Here is a 14,958-nt window from a genome sequence, read left to right on the forward strand (position 1 = left end):
GAGGCGGATTTTCGAGACCTTGCCGGACTTCTCGGCCATGCGCTGCATCCTGTGCTGGTGATGTGATCGCGGGGTGACAACAGGGTGGTGGAACCTTCACCGCCCCGGCGGGTTGTCCGGCGGGGGCATGGTGTCGGCCCGGTTTGTCGGCGCCGGCACGCCCTTGAGGGGAACAGCACCGATGCCGCTTCGTCGATCCCACAACGGGGAGCGGCAGGCTGTCAACGGAGAAGCAGGGCCAAGGAAGGGGGTTCCATGAGCATCGTCGGACCGCGCATCTACAACCTGTTTCCGACCCTGGTCGGACCCGTCCGCGATTGGGCCGGGCACCTGCCGCGGATCCAGGGGATGGGATTCGACTGGATCTTCCTGAACCCGATCCACCAGCCCGGATTCTCCGGCAGCCTCTATGCCGTGAAGGACCCCTACCGGCTGCACGACGCCTTGCGCGGCGGGTCGCATGAGAGCGACGACGAGATTCTGCGCCGCTTCACGGCGGACGCCGGGGCGCATGGCCAGTCGGTGATGATGGATTTCGTCATCAACCACACCTCCCGCGACGCCCTGTTGGTCGACCGCCATCCCGACTGGTACAAGCGCGGCGCGGATGGCGACCTCCACCGCCCTGGTGCGGTCGATCCCAACGACACCGCCCATGTCACGGTATGGGGCGATCTCGCCTCGCTCGACTATGACCGGGCGGAGTCGCGGGCCGGGCTGGTCGGCTACTGGTCCGACTATCTGCTCCATTACATCGGGCTGGGTGTGCGGGGCTTCCGCTGCGACGCCGCCTATCAGGTGCCGGCCGAGGTGTGGAAGAGCCTGATCGAGGCCGCCCACACCGTGAACCCGGAGGTGAAGTTCTTCGCCGAGACGCTGGGCTGCACCGTGGAGCAGGTGCGCGAGCTGTGCGGCGCCGGCTTCGACTTCCTGTTCAACAGCGCCAAATGGTGGGACTTCAAGGCCGACTGGCTGCTGGACCAGTATGAGGAGTTCCGCTGGATCGCACCGTCCATCGCCTTCCCGGAAAGCCACGACACCGACCGGCTGGCGGCGGAGGTCGGCAGCCAGGACGCGGTGCGGCTCGCCGCCCAGCTGAAGATGCACTACCTGTTCGCTGCAAGCTTCTCCACCGGCGTGATGATGCCGGTCGGCTTCGAATACGGCTTCACCCGCAAGCTGGACGTGGTGCGCACCGGCCCGGCCGACTGGGAAGAGCCGAAGCTGGACCTGACCGGCTTCATCGGCGCCGTCAACGCCATGAAGGCCGCCACCCCGGCCTTGAACGTCGAGGGTCCGCAGCGCCGCGTCACCTCCCCGCACAGCCCGGTGCTGGGGCTGATCCGGCAGGTGGACGGCGCGGCGCTCGACCAGCCCGACGCCTGCGCCATCCTGGTGCTGAACCCGGACGAGAACCGGACGCACAATCTGGATGTCGGCCCGATCCTGGCAGCCACCGGCGGCACCTATGAGGCGTTCGAGGATGTGACGCCGGAGGCCGAGCCGCTGGCGATGGAACCGGGTGCGGCGATGACGCTGCGTCCGATGGAACTGCGCGTCTTCCGCGCCCGCGCCGCCCGGAGCCATCCGGTCGAGCTGCACGACGTCGAGGAGCGGGAATGGATGGACTCCATCGCCGCCGGCCGCATGACCATCGAGAACGTCTATCCGGAATTGGACGGTGGCCGCTTCGCCATCAAGCGCGCGGTCGGCGACGTGATGGAGGTTTGGGCCGATATCTACACCGACGGCACCTTCGTGCTCGCCGCCTCCGTCATGTACAAGGCGGACGGCGACGAAGACTGGAGCGAGGCGCCGATGCGCCTGCACGAGAACGACCGCTGGGTCGGCCGCGTGCCGCTGACCCGCAACGCCCGCTACACCTACAGCATCGAGGCGTGGCGCGACGTCTGGGAAAGCTGGCTTGCCGATTTCAAGAAAAAGGTCGATGCCGGCATGGTCATCGATCTGGAACTGGTGGAGGGCCGCCGCTTCGTCGAACAGGCGCTGGACCTGAACCATGGTGACGGGCGCGCAGCGCTCCAGGCGGTGATCGAGCGGATGCAGGCGCTGTCCGGCCGCGAGGCCATCGACTATGCCCTGTCGGACGAGCCGCGCCGGGTCATGAAGCAGTATGGCGAGCGGCAGTACAAGTCGCGCTATGTGCGCGAGCTGGAGGTCTATGTCGACCGCACTGCCGGCGCCTACTCGGCCTGGTTCGAGATCTTCCCGCGCTCGGCCTCGCCCGATCCGTCGCGGCCGGGTACTTTCGACGACGTGGTGAACCTGCTGCCCATGGTCCGCGACATGGGCTTCGACGTGCTGTATTTCCCGCCGATCCATCCCATCGGCCGTGCCTTCCGCAAGGGCAGGAACAACACGCTGAATCCTGGCCCCGACGATCCCGGCGTGCCCTACGCAATCGGTGCCGAGGAGGGCGGGCACGACGCCATCGACCCGATGATCGGCGATTTCGACAGCTTCCGCCGTCTGGTCCGCGAGGCCAAGCGTCATGGCATCGAGATCGCGCTGGACTTCGCCGTCCAGTGCTCGCCCGACCATCCCTGGGTGAAGGAGCATCCGCACTGGTTCTACTGGCGGCCGGATGGCACCATCCGCTATGCCGAGAATCCGCCGAAGAAGTACCAGGACATCGTCAATGTCAGCTTCTACCGCCAGTCCTATCCCGGCCTGTGGTATGCGCTGCGCGACGTGGTGCTGATGTGGTGCCGGGAAGGGGTGCGCATCTTCCGCGTCGACAACCCGCATACCAAGCCCTTCCCCTTCTGGGAATGGATGATCCGCGAGGTGCAGGACCGCTACCCCGACGCCCTGTTCCTGGCCGAGGCCTTCACCCGGCCCAAGCTGATGAAGCGGCTGGCCAAGGTCGGCTTCACCCAGTCCTACAGCTACTTCACCTGGCGCACCACCAAGCCGGAGCTGACCGAGTATCTGACCGAGCTGACGCAGGGTGAATCGCGCGAGTATATGCGGCCGAACTTCTTCGCCAACACCCCCGACATCCTTCCGCCGATCCTGACCCAGGGTGGGCGGCCGGCGCACATGATGCGGGCGGTTCTGGCGGCGACGCTGGCCGGCGTCTATGGCCTCTACGGTCCCTATCTGCTGTGCGAGGCGGAGGCTTATCCCGGCAAGGAGGAATACAATCATTCAGAGAAGTATGAGATCCGCCACTGGGACTGGAACAAGCCCGGCAACATCCGCGATTACGTCACTGCCATCAACCGCATCCGCCGCGAGAACCCGGCGTTGCAGCAGTTCACCAACCTGCGCTTCTACAACGCCTTCGACGACAACATCGTGCTGTACGGCAAGATGACGGCGGCGAAGGACAATGTGATCCTGATCGCGGTGAATCTCGATCCCCACAACGGCCATGGCGGGACCATCGAGGTGCCGCTGTGGGAACTGGGCCTGCCGGACGGTGCCCATGTCCAGGTCGAGGATCTGTTCAGCGGCCACCGCTTCACCTGGATCGGCAAGTTCCAGCATGTCTGGCTGGACCCCAACCGCAACCCGGCGGCGATCTGGCGGATCGTGCCGCCAGGGGTGTGAGGGGAGGCGGCATCGCCGTCGGAGCTTCCCCAACGAAAAAGCGGCCCCGAAGGGCCGCTCTTTACAATTCTCTCGGCGCACCGGCGTCACCGCCGGCGGATCATCGTCACGCCCCCGACCGTCTTGTCGAGGAAGTCGATCATCGCGTCCGGCTTTTGGCCGACGGAACAGGCGGCGAAGGACATCCACCAGCGGGCCATCGGGGTGGTCCAGCCGTAACGGTCGGCAATGACCTGGACATCCATGGTCGGGGCCATGGAAGAGGACATGGTCGTCTGAGCGGTCGGTACGGCGCGCGTGGCGCCGGACGGGGTAACCTGGGATTCGACGCTGTGCATGGTTCCTCCCAACGGGGACTGCCAATGGGGACTGGCGGTGTCCGCTTATGCGGTACCTTAGCCCTCAACCGCTGAAAGTGGCAGAGTTGCTTTGGTCCTAACGGGTACTATACCTTTGGCTGCAACGGTCCCCTGGCTCTGACCGCCCCTTTCAGGCAGGTGGAAGCGGAAATCCGCTGACCCAGCCCAGGAATGCCACCAGCGCCGCACGAATGGCCGGACGGAACAGCAGGCCCAGCCGCACCCACAGCGGGGAAACCCTGAATTCCGCGGCATCGCCTGGACGTCGTCCGGGCACAAGCGCAGGTCGGAAGCGGGAACTTCACTCATGGCAACCCTCCGCCATTGCCGCAGGTCGCGATGGATTTAAACAATCCGTCCGACCGGCAATCGCGCCGAGGAGGGTGACAAAGTTTGCCCTGAGGCTATTTGGCTGCCAGCAGAGCCCGTGGTGCGCGGTCGGCGCCGCTGGCCAGCGGCATCTTGGGATTGCCGATCCAGGCGACGACGTCATCGACCACCAGCTTGCCCTTCAAATCCCGCAGCAGCATGTGGTAGCCGTCGGGATAGACGGCGACGACGTGCCGCCCGCCGGTCTCGAAGTCCTTCAGCGCGCGTTCCACCGGCCGCGGCGGCAGAACCTCCTCATGCGCGCCATAGAGCACCAGCGAGGGTGTCTGCAGATGCTGGCAGGCGTCGAGCGCCGATCCCATCAGATCGGTCAGCCCCTCCAGCGCATCGACGCGGGAACCCTTGATGACCATCGGGTCGCGGCCCAGCGCCCGCAGCATCGCGATGTTGTCGGACGGGTGGATGTCGAGATCCTTCGGCGGATGCACCACCATGCCGGGAACAAGGTTGTAGGTGATCCACAGGGCGGCGCGCGGGAAGAAGCCCATCGCCTGCCGGCCCCAGACGGCGGGGGCGACCAGGATGGTGCCGTCGACCTTGGGCGGGTTGGGGCCGGTCATCGCGGTCAGCACCACCGCCCCGCCCATGCTCTCGCCCAACAAATAGACCGGCACGCCGGGATGACGCTTGTGCACCATCTCCACCGCGGTGCGCGCGTCGCTCACCAGCGTGGGCGTGCCGGCCCACACGCCGCGGTCGCGGGTGGCGCCGAAACCACGCTGGTCATAGGCGTAGGTGGCGATGCCGGCCGCGGCGAAATCGCGACCGGCACCGTCGAAGGCATTGGAATAGTCGTTGAAGCCGTGCAAGGCCACCACCGCGGCCCGCACCTTGCCGTCGGCCGGCAGCCAGGAGCGCATCGGCAGCTCGAAGCCGTCGGCGGCGATCAGCAGCTTGTCGTTCAGTTGCGGCTGGACGACGGCCGTTCCCATCGGCTGGAAATCCGCGGCACAGCCGCCAAGCAGAAGTCCCAACCCCAGAACAGCCGCCAATCCGCTACGCCGCATGGATTACCCCTGTGTCGCTGTGCGCACCACCCGTCAGTTGGAGAAATATATCTTCAAGATCGGATTCCTCGGTCGTGACATCGACGATCCCAATTCCGGACGCCGCCAGGGCAGACAGGATGGCCCCGGCGCGCTGGCGGCTGGGGTGGTAGCGGACGACCATCCGCCGCGGTTCCGGCAGTTCCACCGTATAGCCCTCCAGCGATGGCGGCGCGGCGGTCAGGTCGCGCTCCAGCGTCAGGCACAGCGCCTTGTTGTCGACGCGGCGCAGCAGCGTCGTCTTCGGCTCGCACGCCACCACCTGTCCGTGGTTGATGATGGCGATGGTGTCGCACAGCTCCTCCGCCTCCTGGAGGTAATGGGTGGTCAGCAGCACCGTGGTGCCCGACTTGTTGAGCAGGCGCACATATTCCCAGAGCTGGCGGCGAAGCTCCACATCCACGCCGGCGGTCGGTTCGTCGAGGATCAGCACCGGCGGGGTATGGACCATCGCCTTCGCCACCATCAACCGGCGCTTCATGCCGCCCGACAGCGAGCGGGCGTGGGCATCGGCCTTGTCGGCGAGACCGACGGCCTCCAGCAGTTCCTCGGTCCGGCGTTCCTTCTTCGGCACGCCGTAGAGGCCGGCCTGAAGTTCCAGCATCTCGCGCGGGGTGAAGAAGGGGTCCATGTTCAGTTCCTGCGGCACCACGCCGATGGAGGCACGGGCGCGGCGCGGATGCTCCGACACCTCATGCCCCCAGATGCTGGCGGTTCCACCGGTCTTGTTCACCAGCCCGGCCAGGATGTTGATCATCGTCGATTTGCCGGCGCCGTTGGGGCCGAGCAGCCCGAACAGCGACCCGCGCGGAATAGCGAGGTCGATGCCCTTCAGCGCATGCTTCGGCCCGGCCTTGCCGGTCGGCTGGTAGATCTTGGTCAGGCCGCGCAGCTCCACCGCGTTGGCCGGGAGCGAGACGGGCGTGGGGGTATCGGTGGGCGCGGCCATTGATCCTGAACCATGAAGTTTGCGGTTGACGAAAAAGCCCCGGCGTCCGGTGGTTTCCCCCGTTGATCCGCGGCGCGCGATGGGTATCATCCGGCCCGCGCGCGCGGAACCCTGAACGGGTGCCCGGACAGCGGGCGTGTCCACGATGGCGTGAACCGTCGCGCCTGTCAAAACAGAGGATGACTGCCATGCAGCCGACCGAGACGATCCTTGTTGAAACCTCGACCGTCGGATGCGACGGCGGCGGCGGCGCGCTGGGCCATCCGCTGGTCTATCTGACGCTGGACCGTGAAGGCCAGGTCGAATGCCCCTATTGCTCGCGCCTGTTCAAGCTGAAGGAAGGCGCCAAGGTCGCCCACGGGCACTGACAGGGTGCGGAAAAAGGCTTTTGCGTCGCGAGGGAGGGGGCTTTTCGGCAAGATTAGGAAAGGCCGGAGCAAGATACTGGTGGTATCTTGCAAGGTCTTGACGCTAGATTGCCGGAAAGAACCCGACCGCAGCAGCAAAATGGTTTTTCCGCACCCTGCTGAGACTGCTCTGCCCTGCCGGCTGGCCGACGATCAGATGCGGCCGGCCAGCAGGACCAGCACGGCCAAGGCCAGCAGCGCCGACAGCCCCTGCCAGAAGGCCAGCGGGTTGCGGTCGATCAGCGGCCGACGTCGGGTGCCCACGGCATGCTTGCGCGGATGGCGCAGGTCGTAGAGGAACTCCGACAATTCCTGATACCGCTTGGCCGGGTCCGGATGGACGGCCTTGCGCAGAACCGTGTCGATCCAGGCGGGGATGTCCCGCTGGTCGTTCAGCGCCGTGCGGTAGACCAGCTTGCGCTGCCGCGCCCGCGTGGTGGCCATCGCGGCATCGGCGCCGTAGGGCAGGCGGCCGGTCAGCATCTGATAGGCGATGACCCCCAGCGCATAGAGATCCGACGCCGGCGTTCCGCCTTCGCCCAGCAGGTATTCCGGTGCCGTGTATTGCAGTGTGCCGAGAATCTCGCCGCGGTCGGCGCCGGGCATGGTCTCCAGGATGCCGGGGACCAGCACCGATCCGAAATCGACGATCTTCACGGTGCCGGTGCCATCGATCATCACATTGTCGGGCCGCAGGTCCTGGTGCAGCATCTCCAACCGGTGGAAGGCCTGCAACCCCTTGCCGATCTGCTCGACGATGGCGCGCACCGTGGGGAGGTCGGGGCTGGGATGATCGCGCATCCACTGGGTCAGGGTCTGCCCCTCCAGATATTCGGTGACGACATAGAGATGGCGACGCGGACGGCTTTGCGGCGGCGGCTTCAGCACATGGGGGCTGTTGAGCCGGCGGGCGATCCACTCCTCCATCAGGAAGCGGCGCAGATGGGGTCGGTCGTCGCGCCGGTCGATGGCCGGCACCTTCAGCACCACGGCCGGTCCTGCCGCGCCGTCCCGGGCCAGATAGACATGGCTGCGGCTGCTGGCGTGAAGTTCCCTGACGATACGGTAGCCCTCGAACTCGGTCCTGGGCTCCAGCAAGGGCGGCAGGGGCAGGTCCGACAGCCGGTGGAACAGGTCGCCCGCATCGGCGTCGGGAACCGCGTCGATTCGCACGATCTGGAGCGTTGCATTGTCCGTGCTGCCACGCCGCAGCGCCTCGTCCACCATGAGCCGCGCCGCGCGATCGAGGTCGTCAGGGTGGCGGTCCAATGTGCTGATTAAAAAATCGGCATCCAAATGGTCATAGACGCCGTCGGTCGCCAGCAGGAAGACATCGCCGGGCTCGACCGGCAGGTCCCGGCAGTCGATCTCCACATGCGGCACCACGCCCATCGCCCGGCCGAGATAGCTGACCTCCGACGACACCACCACGCGATGGTCGATGGTCAGCTGTTCCAGCGACCGGCCGGCGATGCGGTAGATGCGGGAATCCCCAACATGGAACAGGTGTGCGGTGGTCGATTTCAGCACCAAGGCGCTCAGCGTGCAGGCATAGCCGCGGTCCTGGTCGTAGCGGTACTCGCTGCGCCGGTTCTGGGCGTGCAGCCAGGAATTTGTCGCCGCCAGCACCCGCTGCGCCGCCGTCCTCACCGACCAGCTTTCCGGGGTGCAGTAATAGTCGGTCAGAAAGCTCTTCACCACCGATTCGCTGGCGATATGGCTGACCGCGCTGGTGCTGATGCCGTCAGCGATGGCTACCGCAATGCCTTTCATGCCCAGCAATGGAGCGGCTGGGATCAATGCCCCGTGGAAGTCCTGGTTGGACTCCTTCCGCCCCTTGTCGGAACATTGGCCGATGGAGATCCGCAACTCTTTCACGATGCCGGCCCACTCAAGGAATCCCCGGTCCATGGCGGACCGGGGGTGACGGACGGGTAGGGCGGCTTATTCGGCCGGTTGCAGGGCAGTCTGCTGCAGGCGGCGCTTCGGCGCGGTGCGGACATGGGTGGCGTAGAGCGTCAGGCCGGTGAAGGCCAGGCCGCCGATCAGGTTGCCCAGCACCGTCGGCAACTCGTTCCAGATCATATAGTCCATGATCGAGAAGTTGCCGCCCATCAGCATCGCCGACGGGAACAGGAACATGTTCACCACCGAATGCTCGAAGGTCATGCCGAAGAACAGCATGATCGGCATCCACATGGCGATCACCTTGCCGCTGACCGAGGTGGAGATCATCGCGCCGACGACGCCGGTGGAGACCATCCAGTTGCACAGCATGCCGCGCAGGAAGATGGTCAGCATGCCGGCCGCGCCATACTGCGCATAGCCCAGCGTCCGGTTCTCGCCGATGTGGGAGATGACGGTGCCGACCTTGTCCGGCGGGGTGGAGAAGCCGTAGGTGAAGACCACCGCCATCATCACGGCGACCGTCAGCGCGCCGAGGAAATTGCCGACGAACACGAGGCCCCAGTTGCGCAGCACGCCGCCGATGGTGACGCCCGGCCGCCTGTCGATCAGTGCCAGCGGCGACAACACGAAGACGCCGGTCAGCAGGTCGAAGCCCAGCAGATACAGCATGCAGAAGCCGACCGGGAACAGGATGGCGCCGATGATCGGGAAGCCGGTCTGGACGGTGACCGTGACGGCGAAGACCGCCGCCAGCGCCAGGATCGCCCCGGCCATGTAGGCGCGGATGACCGTGTCGCGGGTGGACATGAAAATCTTGGATTCGCCGGCATCCACCATCTTGGTGACGAATTCGGAGGGCACCAGATACGACATGAGGAGTCCCCTTGGAACAAGCGCTGAAGGAACGGCACGCAGCGGAGGCGGCTCTCCGCGCGGCACCGGTCCGGTGCGGGGCGGAAGCATCGAGGACGCACTGCGTGTGATTTGGGTGCGGGCCGCAGTCTTTGGGCTCGCGCTGGTCAAACCGCCGTTGGCTTGAACGGCGAACAACTATGCATGGCGTGTGCCAAGCGCCGGATTGCAACGATCCGGCAGAATTGCGACCGGTGGCGATGCCAGCACACCATCGTGAAGAACCACGACTGCTCAAACACTAAGCTGCCCTGAATAAAAAACAGACAACCGTGCAGGCGCAAGGGTGAGAGCCTGCAAGTAAGCTGCCTTCGCCACCATCGGGGCACGAGGCAGCAAGTCTTTCAGAATTTTAACCAAGAGATGGAAGTCTATCGTTATGAATCAATGGTTTGGCTGTTTTCCTGGATTAGGGATCCCGTCAAACATGAGGTTTCGTTACCTTTTTGTTATATTTTCCATTGGCACTATGAGACAGTATAGGCGATGGCGCTTGACGGGGCGCGTCGAACCGGCGTCTACTTTCCCGCATTGTGGAAAGGGGACAATTTCACAATCGTTGTTTGAGTCGTGCGCTTATGTTGTTTCCAGGCGGGTCGGGATCGGCGTCGGATGAGGCGCGTGCAATGAGTGACGAGACGGAAGAGCAGTACCGCAGCATCTTTGAAAATGCTGTCGAGGGAATCTATCAGACCACCGTCGACGGCCGTTACCTTCGTGTCAATCCGGCACTCGCCGATATTTACGGCTATGCTTCTCCTGAAGACCTGATCGACAACCTGACCGACATCGCCTGCCAGCTTTATGTCGACCCCGGCAAACGCGAGGCCTTTGCCGACCTGATGGCGCGACAGGACCGCGTCCACAGTTTCGAGGCGCGCGTCTTCCGTCGCGACGGTTCCATCATCTGGATTTCGGAAAGCGCCCGTTGCGTGCGGGACACCACCGGCCGCATCCGCTATTACGAAGGCACCGTCCAGGACATCACCGAGCGCAAGCAGCACGAGGAGAAGATCCGGCTGCTCGCCACCGTGTTCGACAGCGTTGCCGATGGCATTTTGATCGTCGATCCCGAACTGACCGTTCAGGCCATCAATCCGGCTTATGAAATCATGACCGGATTCCAGCGCGAGGAACTGTTGCGCCGGCCGCTGGTGCTTTTCGCGCCCGGCTCGCATGAACGGGAGTTCATCGACACCATCTGGACCACCGCGCGCCAGGCCGGGCGCTGGCAGGGCGAGGTCACCAGCTTCCGCCATTCCGGCGACGCCTTCGCCGCCGCGCTGTCCGTGACGTCGGTGCGCGCCCCGAACGGTGTTCTGGAACATTATGTCCTGACCGTCGCCGACATCAGCCAGCGCAAGTCGCAGGAACACCAGATCCGCTATCAGGCCAGCTTCGACCGTCTGACCGACCTGCCCAACCGCTGGCTGGTCTGTGAAAGGCTGGAGGAGGCCATCGCCCGCGCCCAGCGCGGCAAGAGCAAGGTGGCGGTCGCCTTTCTCGACCTGAACCGGTTCAAGCAGGTGAACGACACGCTGGGCCATCATGCCGGCGACGAACTGCTGAAGCTGGTGGCGCGGCGCCTGCGCAACTGCACCCGCATGACCGACACCGTCGGCCGGCTGGGCGGGGACGAGTTCCTGATCGTCGCGCCTGACGCCGCCGACCGCTCCGCCGGCGCCCGGCTGGTGGAGAAGGTGCTCTATTCGATGTCGGAGCCCTTCAGCGTCCACAACCAGGAGCTTTTCTGCGGTGCGTCCATCGGCATCGCCTTCTACCCCGACGACGGAGATACGGCGGACCAGCTTCTGCGCAATGCCGACCTGGCGATGTACCATGCCAAGCGCAATCCGGAGCACAAATACGTCTTCTATGACGCCGAGATGCGCGAACGGTCCGGCTTCACCCTGGGGCTGGAGAGCGACCTGCGCCGCGCCGGCGGCGGTGACGAGTTCGAATTGCATTTCCAGCCGAAGATCGACCTCGTCGGCAACCGCACCATCGGGGCGGAGGCGCTGATCCGCTGGCGCCACCCGGTGCGCGGCATGGTCAGCCCGGCGGAGTTCATTCCGCTGGCCGAGGAAACCGGACTGATCTGGGAGATCGGCGCCTGGACGCTGATCGAAGCCTGCCGCCGTCTGGCCGACTGGATCCGGCGCGACCTGCCGATCCCCTCGGTGTCCGTGAATCTGTCGCCGCGCCAGTTCCAGGACGCCCGCCTCGTCGGGTTCGTCCGCAGTGTGGTGGAAGCCGCCGGGATCCCGGCCAACCGGCTGGAGCTGGAGCTGACCGAAGGGGCGATGATCGGCGACATAGAAAAGGCGGTGGCGATCCTCAATGGGCTGAAGGACATCGGTGTCCGTCTGTCCATCGACGATTTCGGCACCGGCTATTCCTCGCTGGCCTATTTGAAGCGCTTTCCCATCGACACGTTGAAGATCGACCGCAGTTTTGTCCGCGACATCGTCAAGTCAACCACCGATCCGGCCATCGTCGGCACCATCGTCAATCTTGCCGAAAGCCTGGGCTTCGACACCATCGCCGAGGGGGTGGAGACGCAGGAGCAGGCCGACATGCTGCAGCAGCAGCGCTGCACCCGCATCCAGGGCTTTCTGATCAGCCGGCCGCTGCCGGTCGACCAGTTCGAAGCCTTCCTGAGCAGTAGCGTGGTACCGGCATAAATGCCGTGCCCCCTCTCCCCGGGAGGAGAGGGAGCGCCCGCTGTCAGGGCAAGGTCCGTTCCAGGAAATACTCCATCTCCTGGATGATGCCGCTCTGGGCGGCCCACAAGGCAGCCTGGGTACGGTTGCGGACATTGATGGTCTGCATGATGTGGCGGACATGCAGCTTGACCAGATCCTCGGTCATCGCCATTTCGCGCGCGATCTCCTTGTTGCTGCATCCGTCCATGATCAGCTTCAGGATGCGTGCATGACGCGGATAGAGGCCGGGATATCCCAGCAGTTCGGTTTCATGCTGGGTCACCGCTCCATCCTCGCCACCCCGGCGCAGCGCGGTTGGGGAGAAATAGTCGAAGCATTCTTCTGGAACCACCGGCTCGCCGGCGTGGATCAGGCGCAGGGCCAGAACGAAGGCGGCAGGTGCCATCCGGTTCAGCAGATAACCGCGCACGCCGAACCGCAGGGCCATCCGCATGTGATGGGCGGAGAATTCGTCGGCAATCATCGCCAACCTGGCCTGCTCGCCATACCAGATGCGGAAGTTCCAAGCGTCGGTCTTCAGCGAGGCGAGATCGAACAGCACGATATCGGCGGCTCGGTCGGTGCTGGCCGGAGGATCCAGCGTAACGACCGCTCCACTGGCAGATAAGCCGTTGGGATAACGGTCGGCACCACCGTTCGCCCGGCCCGTCCACATCGTCTTGGACGAAAGTCCGGTGGCGAGCCGGCTTTGCGGGTCGATGACCTCGAAGCAATCGTCGAGGATGTTCAGGATGGATTCGCGCAGCAATCGACTTTGGTTGTGAACAATCACACGAATGCGATCTGACATGTCCGTCTCCCCCGAAATAGACGAAATGGCGGACGGCATTGCGCAGCCGGAAGGCAGGCCTTTCCTCCCTAGACGCAGTGCTTGGACGTCAGCGACACCGATGCGTGGCAATGTAGATCTGCCGGGTTCTGTTTGCCCGACGGATGACCTTCGGCCCCCCGTTCGGACCGTCGCCTTTGCAATTTCCGATGTCACCGCGTCCGACCGCGCAATGACCGAATTCCGATGGACTTTGCACGTTGTATCTCTGGTCTCGTGCTCGCCCGATCGAATTTAGATCAAACTATGATCCGGCACTCACGGCATTGTCTGCTGCACTTTTGGAATTGTTCCAGGCTCTCTGGGAGGGAGAGCCATACTGTCCGGGCAGAGTCCTTCGTCAGACGGCCAGCAGTAATAGTCCATCTTTGATCCCAAAAATGGTGATGATTAGACAGTAAGTATAGCTGGATACTCCATCTGAAGCGATCGAAATTGACAAGTCCGAAGGAAATAGGATCATCCGATATTTCAAAATATAGAAGAGAAAAACAATCGAAAGACAACTTATTCGAGATTTTTGTCCTGAATTCCGTCGGCTTTATGCGGATTTATGCTGAACAATATAGACTCTTAAACAGGTGGGCGTCACCGTAATTTTCGGTGAACATGGAAACGAAAATGGAGACCTCCCGAAGCCGGATTCCATTTTCGTTGTGACGGGTGGCGCCTCGCTCGGGCCTTGACTGGGGCCTTGTGCGACCATTCCCTGCATAATGGCGCGGCCGCCTCGGTCCGGTGCATTGTCAGACGGCATCGGCCATCCGTGCGGCGGTGGAGCCGCGCACGATGCAGGTGCCGCCGAGGACAAGGCGGCGGCAGGGGCGATCCGGCGCCTCCAGCCGCTCAAACAACAGTGCCATCGCAGATTGGCCGATGTCCTGCACCGGTTGCTCGATCACGGTCAGGCCGGGTCCGACCAGTTCGGTCCAGGGTTCGTTGTCGAAGCCGGCCACCGCCAGCCCGTCGGGTATCGACAGGTTCAGGCGGCGGGCGGCCTTCACCACCCCCATCAGGAACAGGCTGTTGCTGACGATGAAGGCTTCCGGTCTGTCAGGCTCCGTCATCCATGCCACCACCGCCTCTTCCGCCGCATCGGCATGGGGGGCGAGGAAGCGGGCCGCCGGAGGCAGACCGCACGCCGCCATCGCGGCGCTGTAGCCCTCATGGCGTTCCCGGCCGGTGGTGCTGGTGTTGCCGAACAGGCCGGCGATGCGGCGATAGCCCCGGGCGTGCAGATGCTCCACCAGCATCGCCGCGGCGCGTGGGTTGTCCAGGACCACCGCATCGTGGCGGCCGATGGGCGCGTTGCGGTCGATCAGCACCACCGGGAAATCGAGGTCCAGCCCATCCAGCCGGTCGAGCGTTGTGCGGGTGGGGGCGAAGATCAGGCCGGTGATCCGCTCCTCCTGCATCAGACGCAGGTAGAGTTCTTCGCGCTCCGGGTTCTCGTCGCTGTTGCACAGGATGACGCGCATGCCGGCACGATAGGCCGCATCCTCCACAGCCCGGCTGACTGCGGTGAAGAAGGGGTTGCGGATGTCCGACACCACCAGCCCGATGGTCTGGGAGTGCTGGGAGCGCAGCCGCCGCGCCGACAGGTTGGGGCGGTAGCCGGTGGTGCGAACCGCATCCTCCACCCGCTTGCGCAGGGCGTCACTGACGGGACCGTTGCTCAGCACGCGCGACACGGTGGCGACCGACACGCCGGCGGCCAGGGCCACGTCCTTGATGCTGGCGGTTTTTCCCGAGACGCTCATGTCCAGACCGATCGTATGGAGGGTGCCCCGATTGGGGGAAGGACCTTAGCCATGCCGGCCAAGGATGACCAGAGTCGAACCATATCTGAAAACGTT

Annotated in this window: 10 protein-coding genes; 3 read left to right on the forward strand and 7 right to left on the reverse strand. The window is 64.4% G+C overall.

Annotated features, from left to right (window positions below):
- Positions 1-255 precede the first annotated feature (255 nt).
- A complete protein-coding gene (locus I71_RS33310) occupies positions 256-3,576 on the forward strand; it encodes a maltotransferase domain-containing protein (RefSeq protein ID WP_042704400.1) in 3,321 nt (1,106 codons plus the stop codon).
- A gap of 86 nt (positions 3,577-3,662) precedes the next feature.
- On the opposite strand, the gene I71_RS33315 is transcribed toward I71_RS33310, so the two are convergent.
- The 3 genes from I71_RS33315 to I71_RS33325 all read right to left on the reverse strand — a co-directional run bounded on the left by I71_RS33315 (position 3,663) and on the right by I71_RS33325 (position 6,320).
- Positions 3,663-3,914 carry a hypothetical protein gene (locus tag I71_RS33315; protein ID WP_042704402.1) on the reverse strand — a complete coding sequence of 84 codons (252 nt, stop codon included), beginning with the start codon at positions 3,912-3,914 and terminating at the stop codon, positions 3,663-3,665.
- Positions 3,915-4,339: 425 nt separating this feature from the next.
- Positions 4,340-5,332 (reverse strand): alpha/beta hydrolase, encoded by a 993-nt coding sequence (locus I71_RS33320; protein ID WP_042704404.1) that lies wholly within the window; start codon positions 5,330-5,332, stop codon positions 4,340-4,342.
- Complete coding sequence (locus I71_RS33325; protein WP_042704406.1) at positions 5,322-6,320, reverse strand: ABC transporter ATP-binding protein; 999 nt, start codon at positions 6,318-6,320, stop codon at positions 5,322-5,324. The genes I71_RS33320 and I71_RS33325 overlap by 11 nt, the downstream gene beginning before the upstream one ends.
- Before the next feature lie 179 nt (positions 6,321-6,499).
- Here I71_RS33325 and I71_RS33330 point away from each other — a divergent pair, with 179 nt between their 5' ends.
- Positions 6,500-6,688: a zinc-finger domain-containing protein gene (locus tag I71_RS33330; RefSeq protein WP_042695013.1), complete on the forward strand. Its 189-nt coding sequence runs from the start codon at positions 6,500-6,502 to the stop codon at positions 6,686-6,688.
- A 192-nt stretch (positions 6,689-6,880) separates the two neighbouring features.
- On the opposite strand, the gene I71_RS33335 is transcribed toward I71_RS33330, so the two are convergent.
- Both I71_RS33335 and I71_RS33340 read right to left on the reverse strand, forming a co-directional pair.
- Positions 6,881-8,638 (reverse strand): bifunctional protein-serine/threonine kinase/phosphatase, encoded by a 1,758-nt coding sequence (locus I71_RS33335; RefSeq protein ID WP_042704408.1) that lies wholly within the window; start codon positions 8,636-8,638, stop codon positions 6,881-6,883.
- Between the two features lie 33 nt (positions 8,639-8,671).
- Positions 8,672-9,508: a formate/nitrite transporter family protein gene (locus tag I71_RS33340; RefSeq protein ID WP_042704411.1), complete on the reverse strand. Its 837-nt coding sequence runs from the start codon at positions 9,506-9,508 to the stop codon at positions 8,672-8,674.
- A 665-nt stretch (positions 9,509-10,173) separates the two neighbouring features.
- On the opposite strand from I71_RS33340, the gene I71_RS33345 reads away from it, so the two are divergent.
- Positions 10,174-12,231, forward strand: coding sequence for a bifunctional diguanylate cyclase/phosphodiesterase (locus tag I71_RS33345; protein ID WP_042704413.1), 2,058 nt, complete (start codon positions 10,174-10,176; stop codon positions 12,229-12,231).
- Positions 12,232-12,274: 43 nt separating this feature from the next.
- On the opposite strand, the gene I71_RS33350 is transcribed toward I71_RS33345, so the two are convergent.
- Both I71_RS33350 and I71_RS33355 read right to left on the reverse strand, forming a co-directional pair.
- Positions 12,275-13,021 carry a response regulator transcription factor gene (locus I71_RS33350; protein ID WP_244434208.1) on the reverse strand — a complete coding sequence of 249 codons (747 nt, stop codon included), beginning with the start codon at positions 13,019-13,021 and terminating at the stop codon, positions 12,275-12,277.
- Positions 13,022-13,848: 827 nt separating this feature from the next.
- Positions 13,849-14,862: a LacI family DNA-binding transcriptional regulator gene (locus I71_RS33355; protein ID WP_042704418.1), complete on the reverse strand. Its 1,014-nt coding sequence runs from the start codon at positions 14,860-14,862 to the stop codon at positions 13,849-13,851.
- Positions 14,863-14,958: the final 96 nt, after the last annotated feature.

Source organism: Azospirillum sp. B506 (assembly GCF_000333595.1).
Lineage (GTDB): Bacteria > Pseudomonadota > Alphaproteobacteria > Azospirillales > Azospirillaceae > Azospirillum.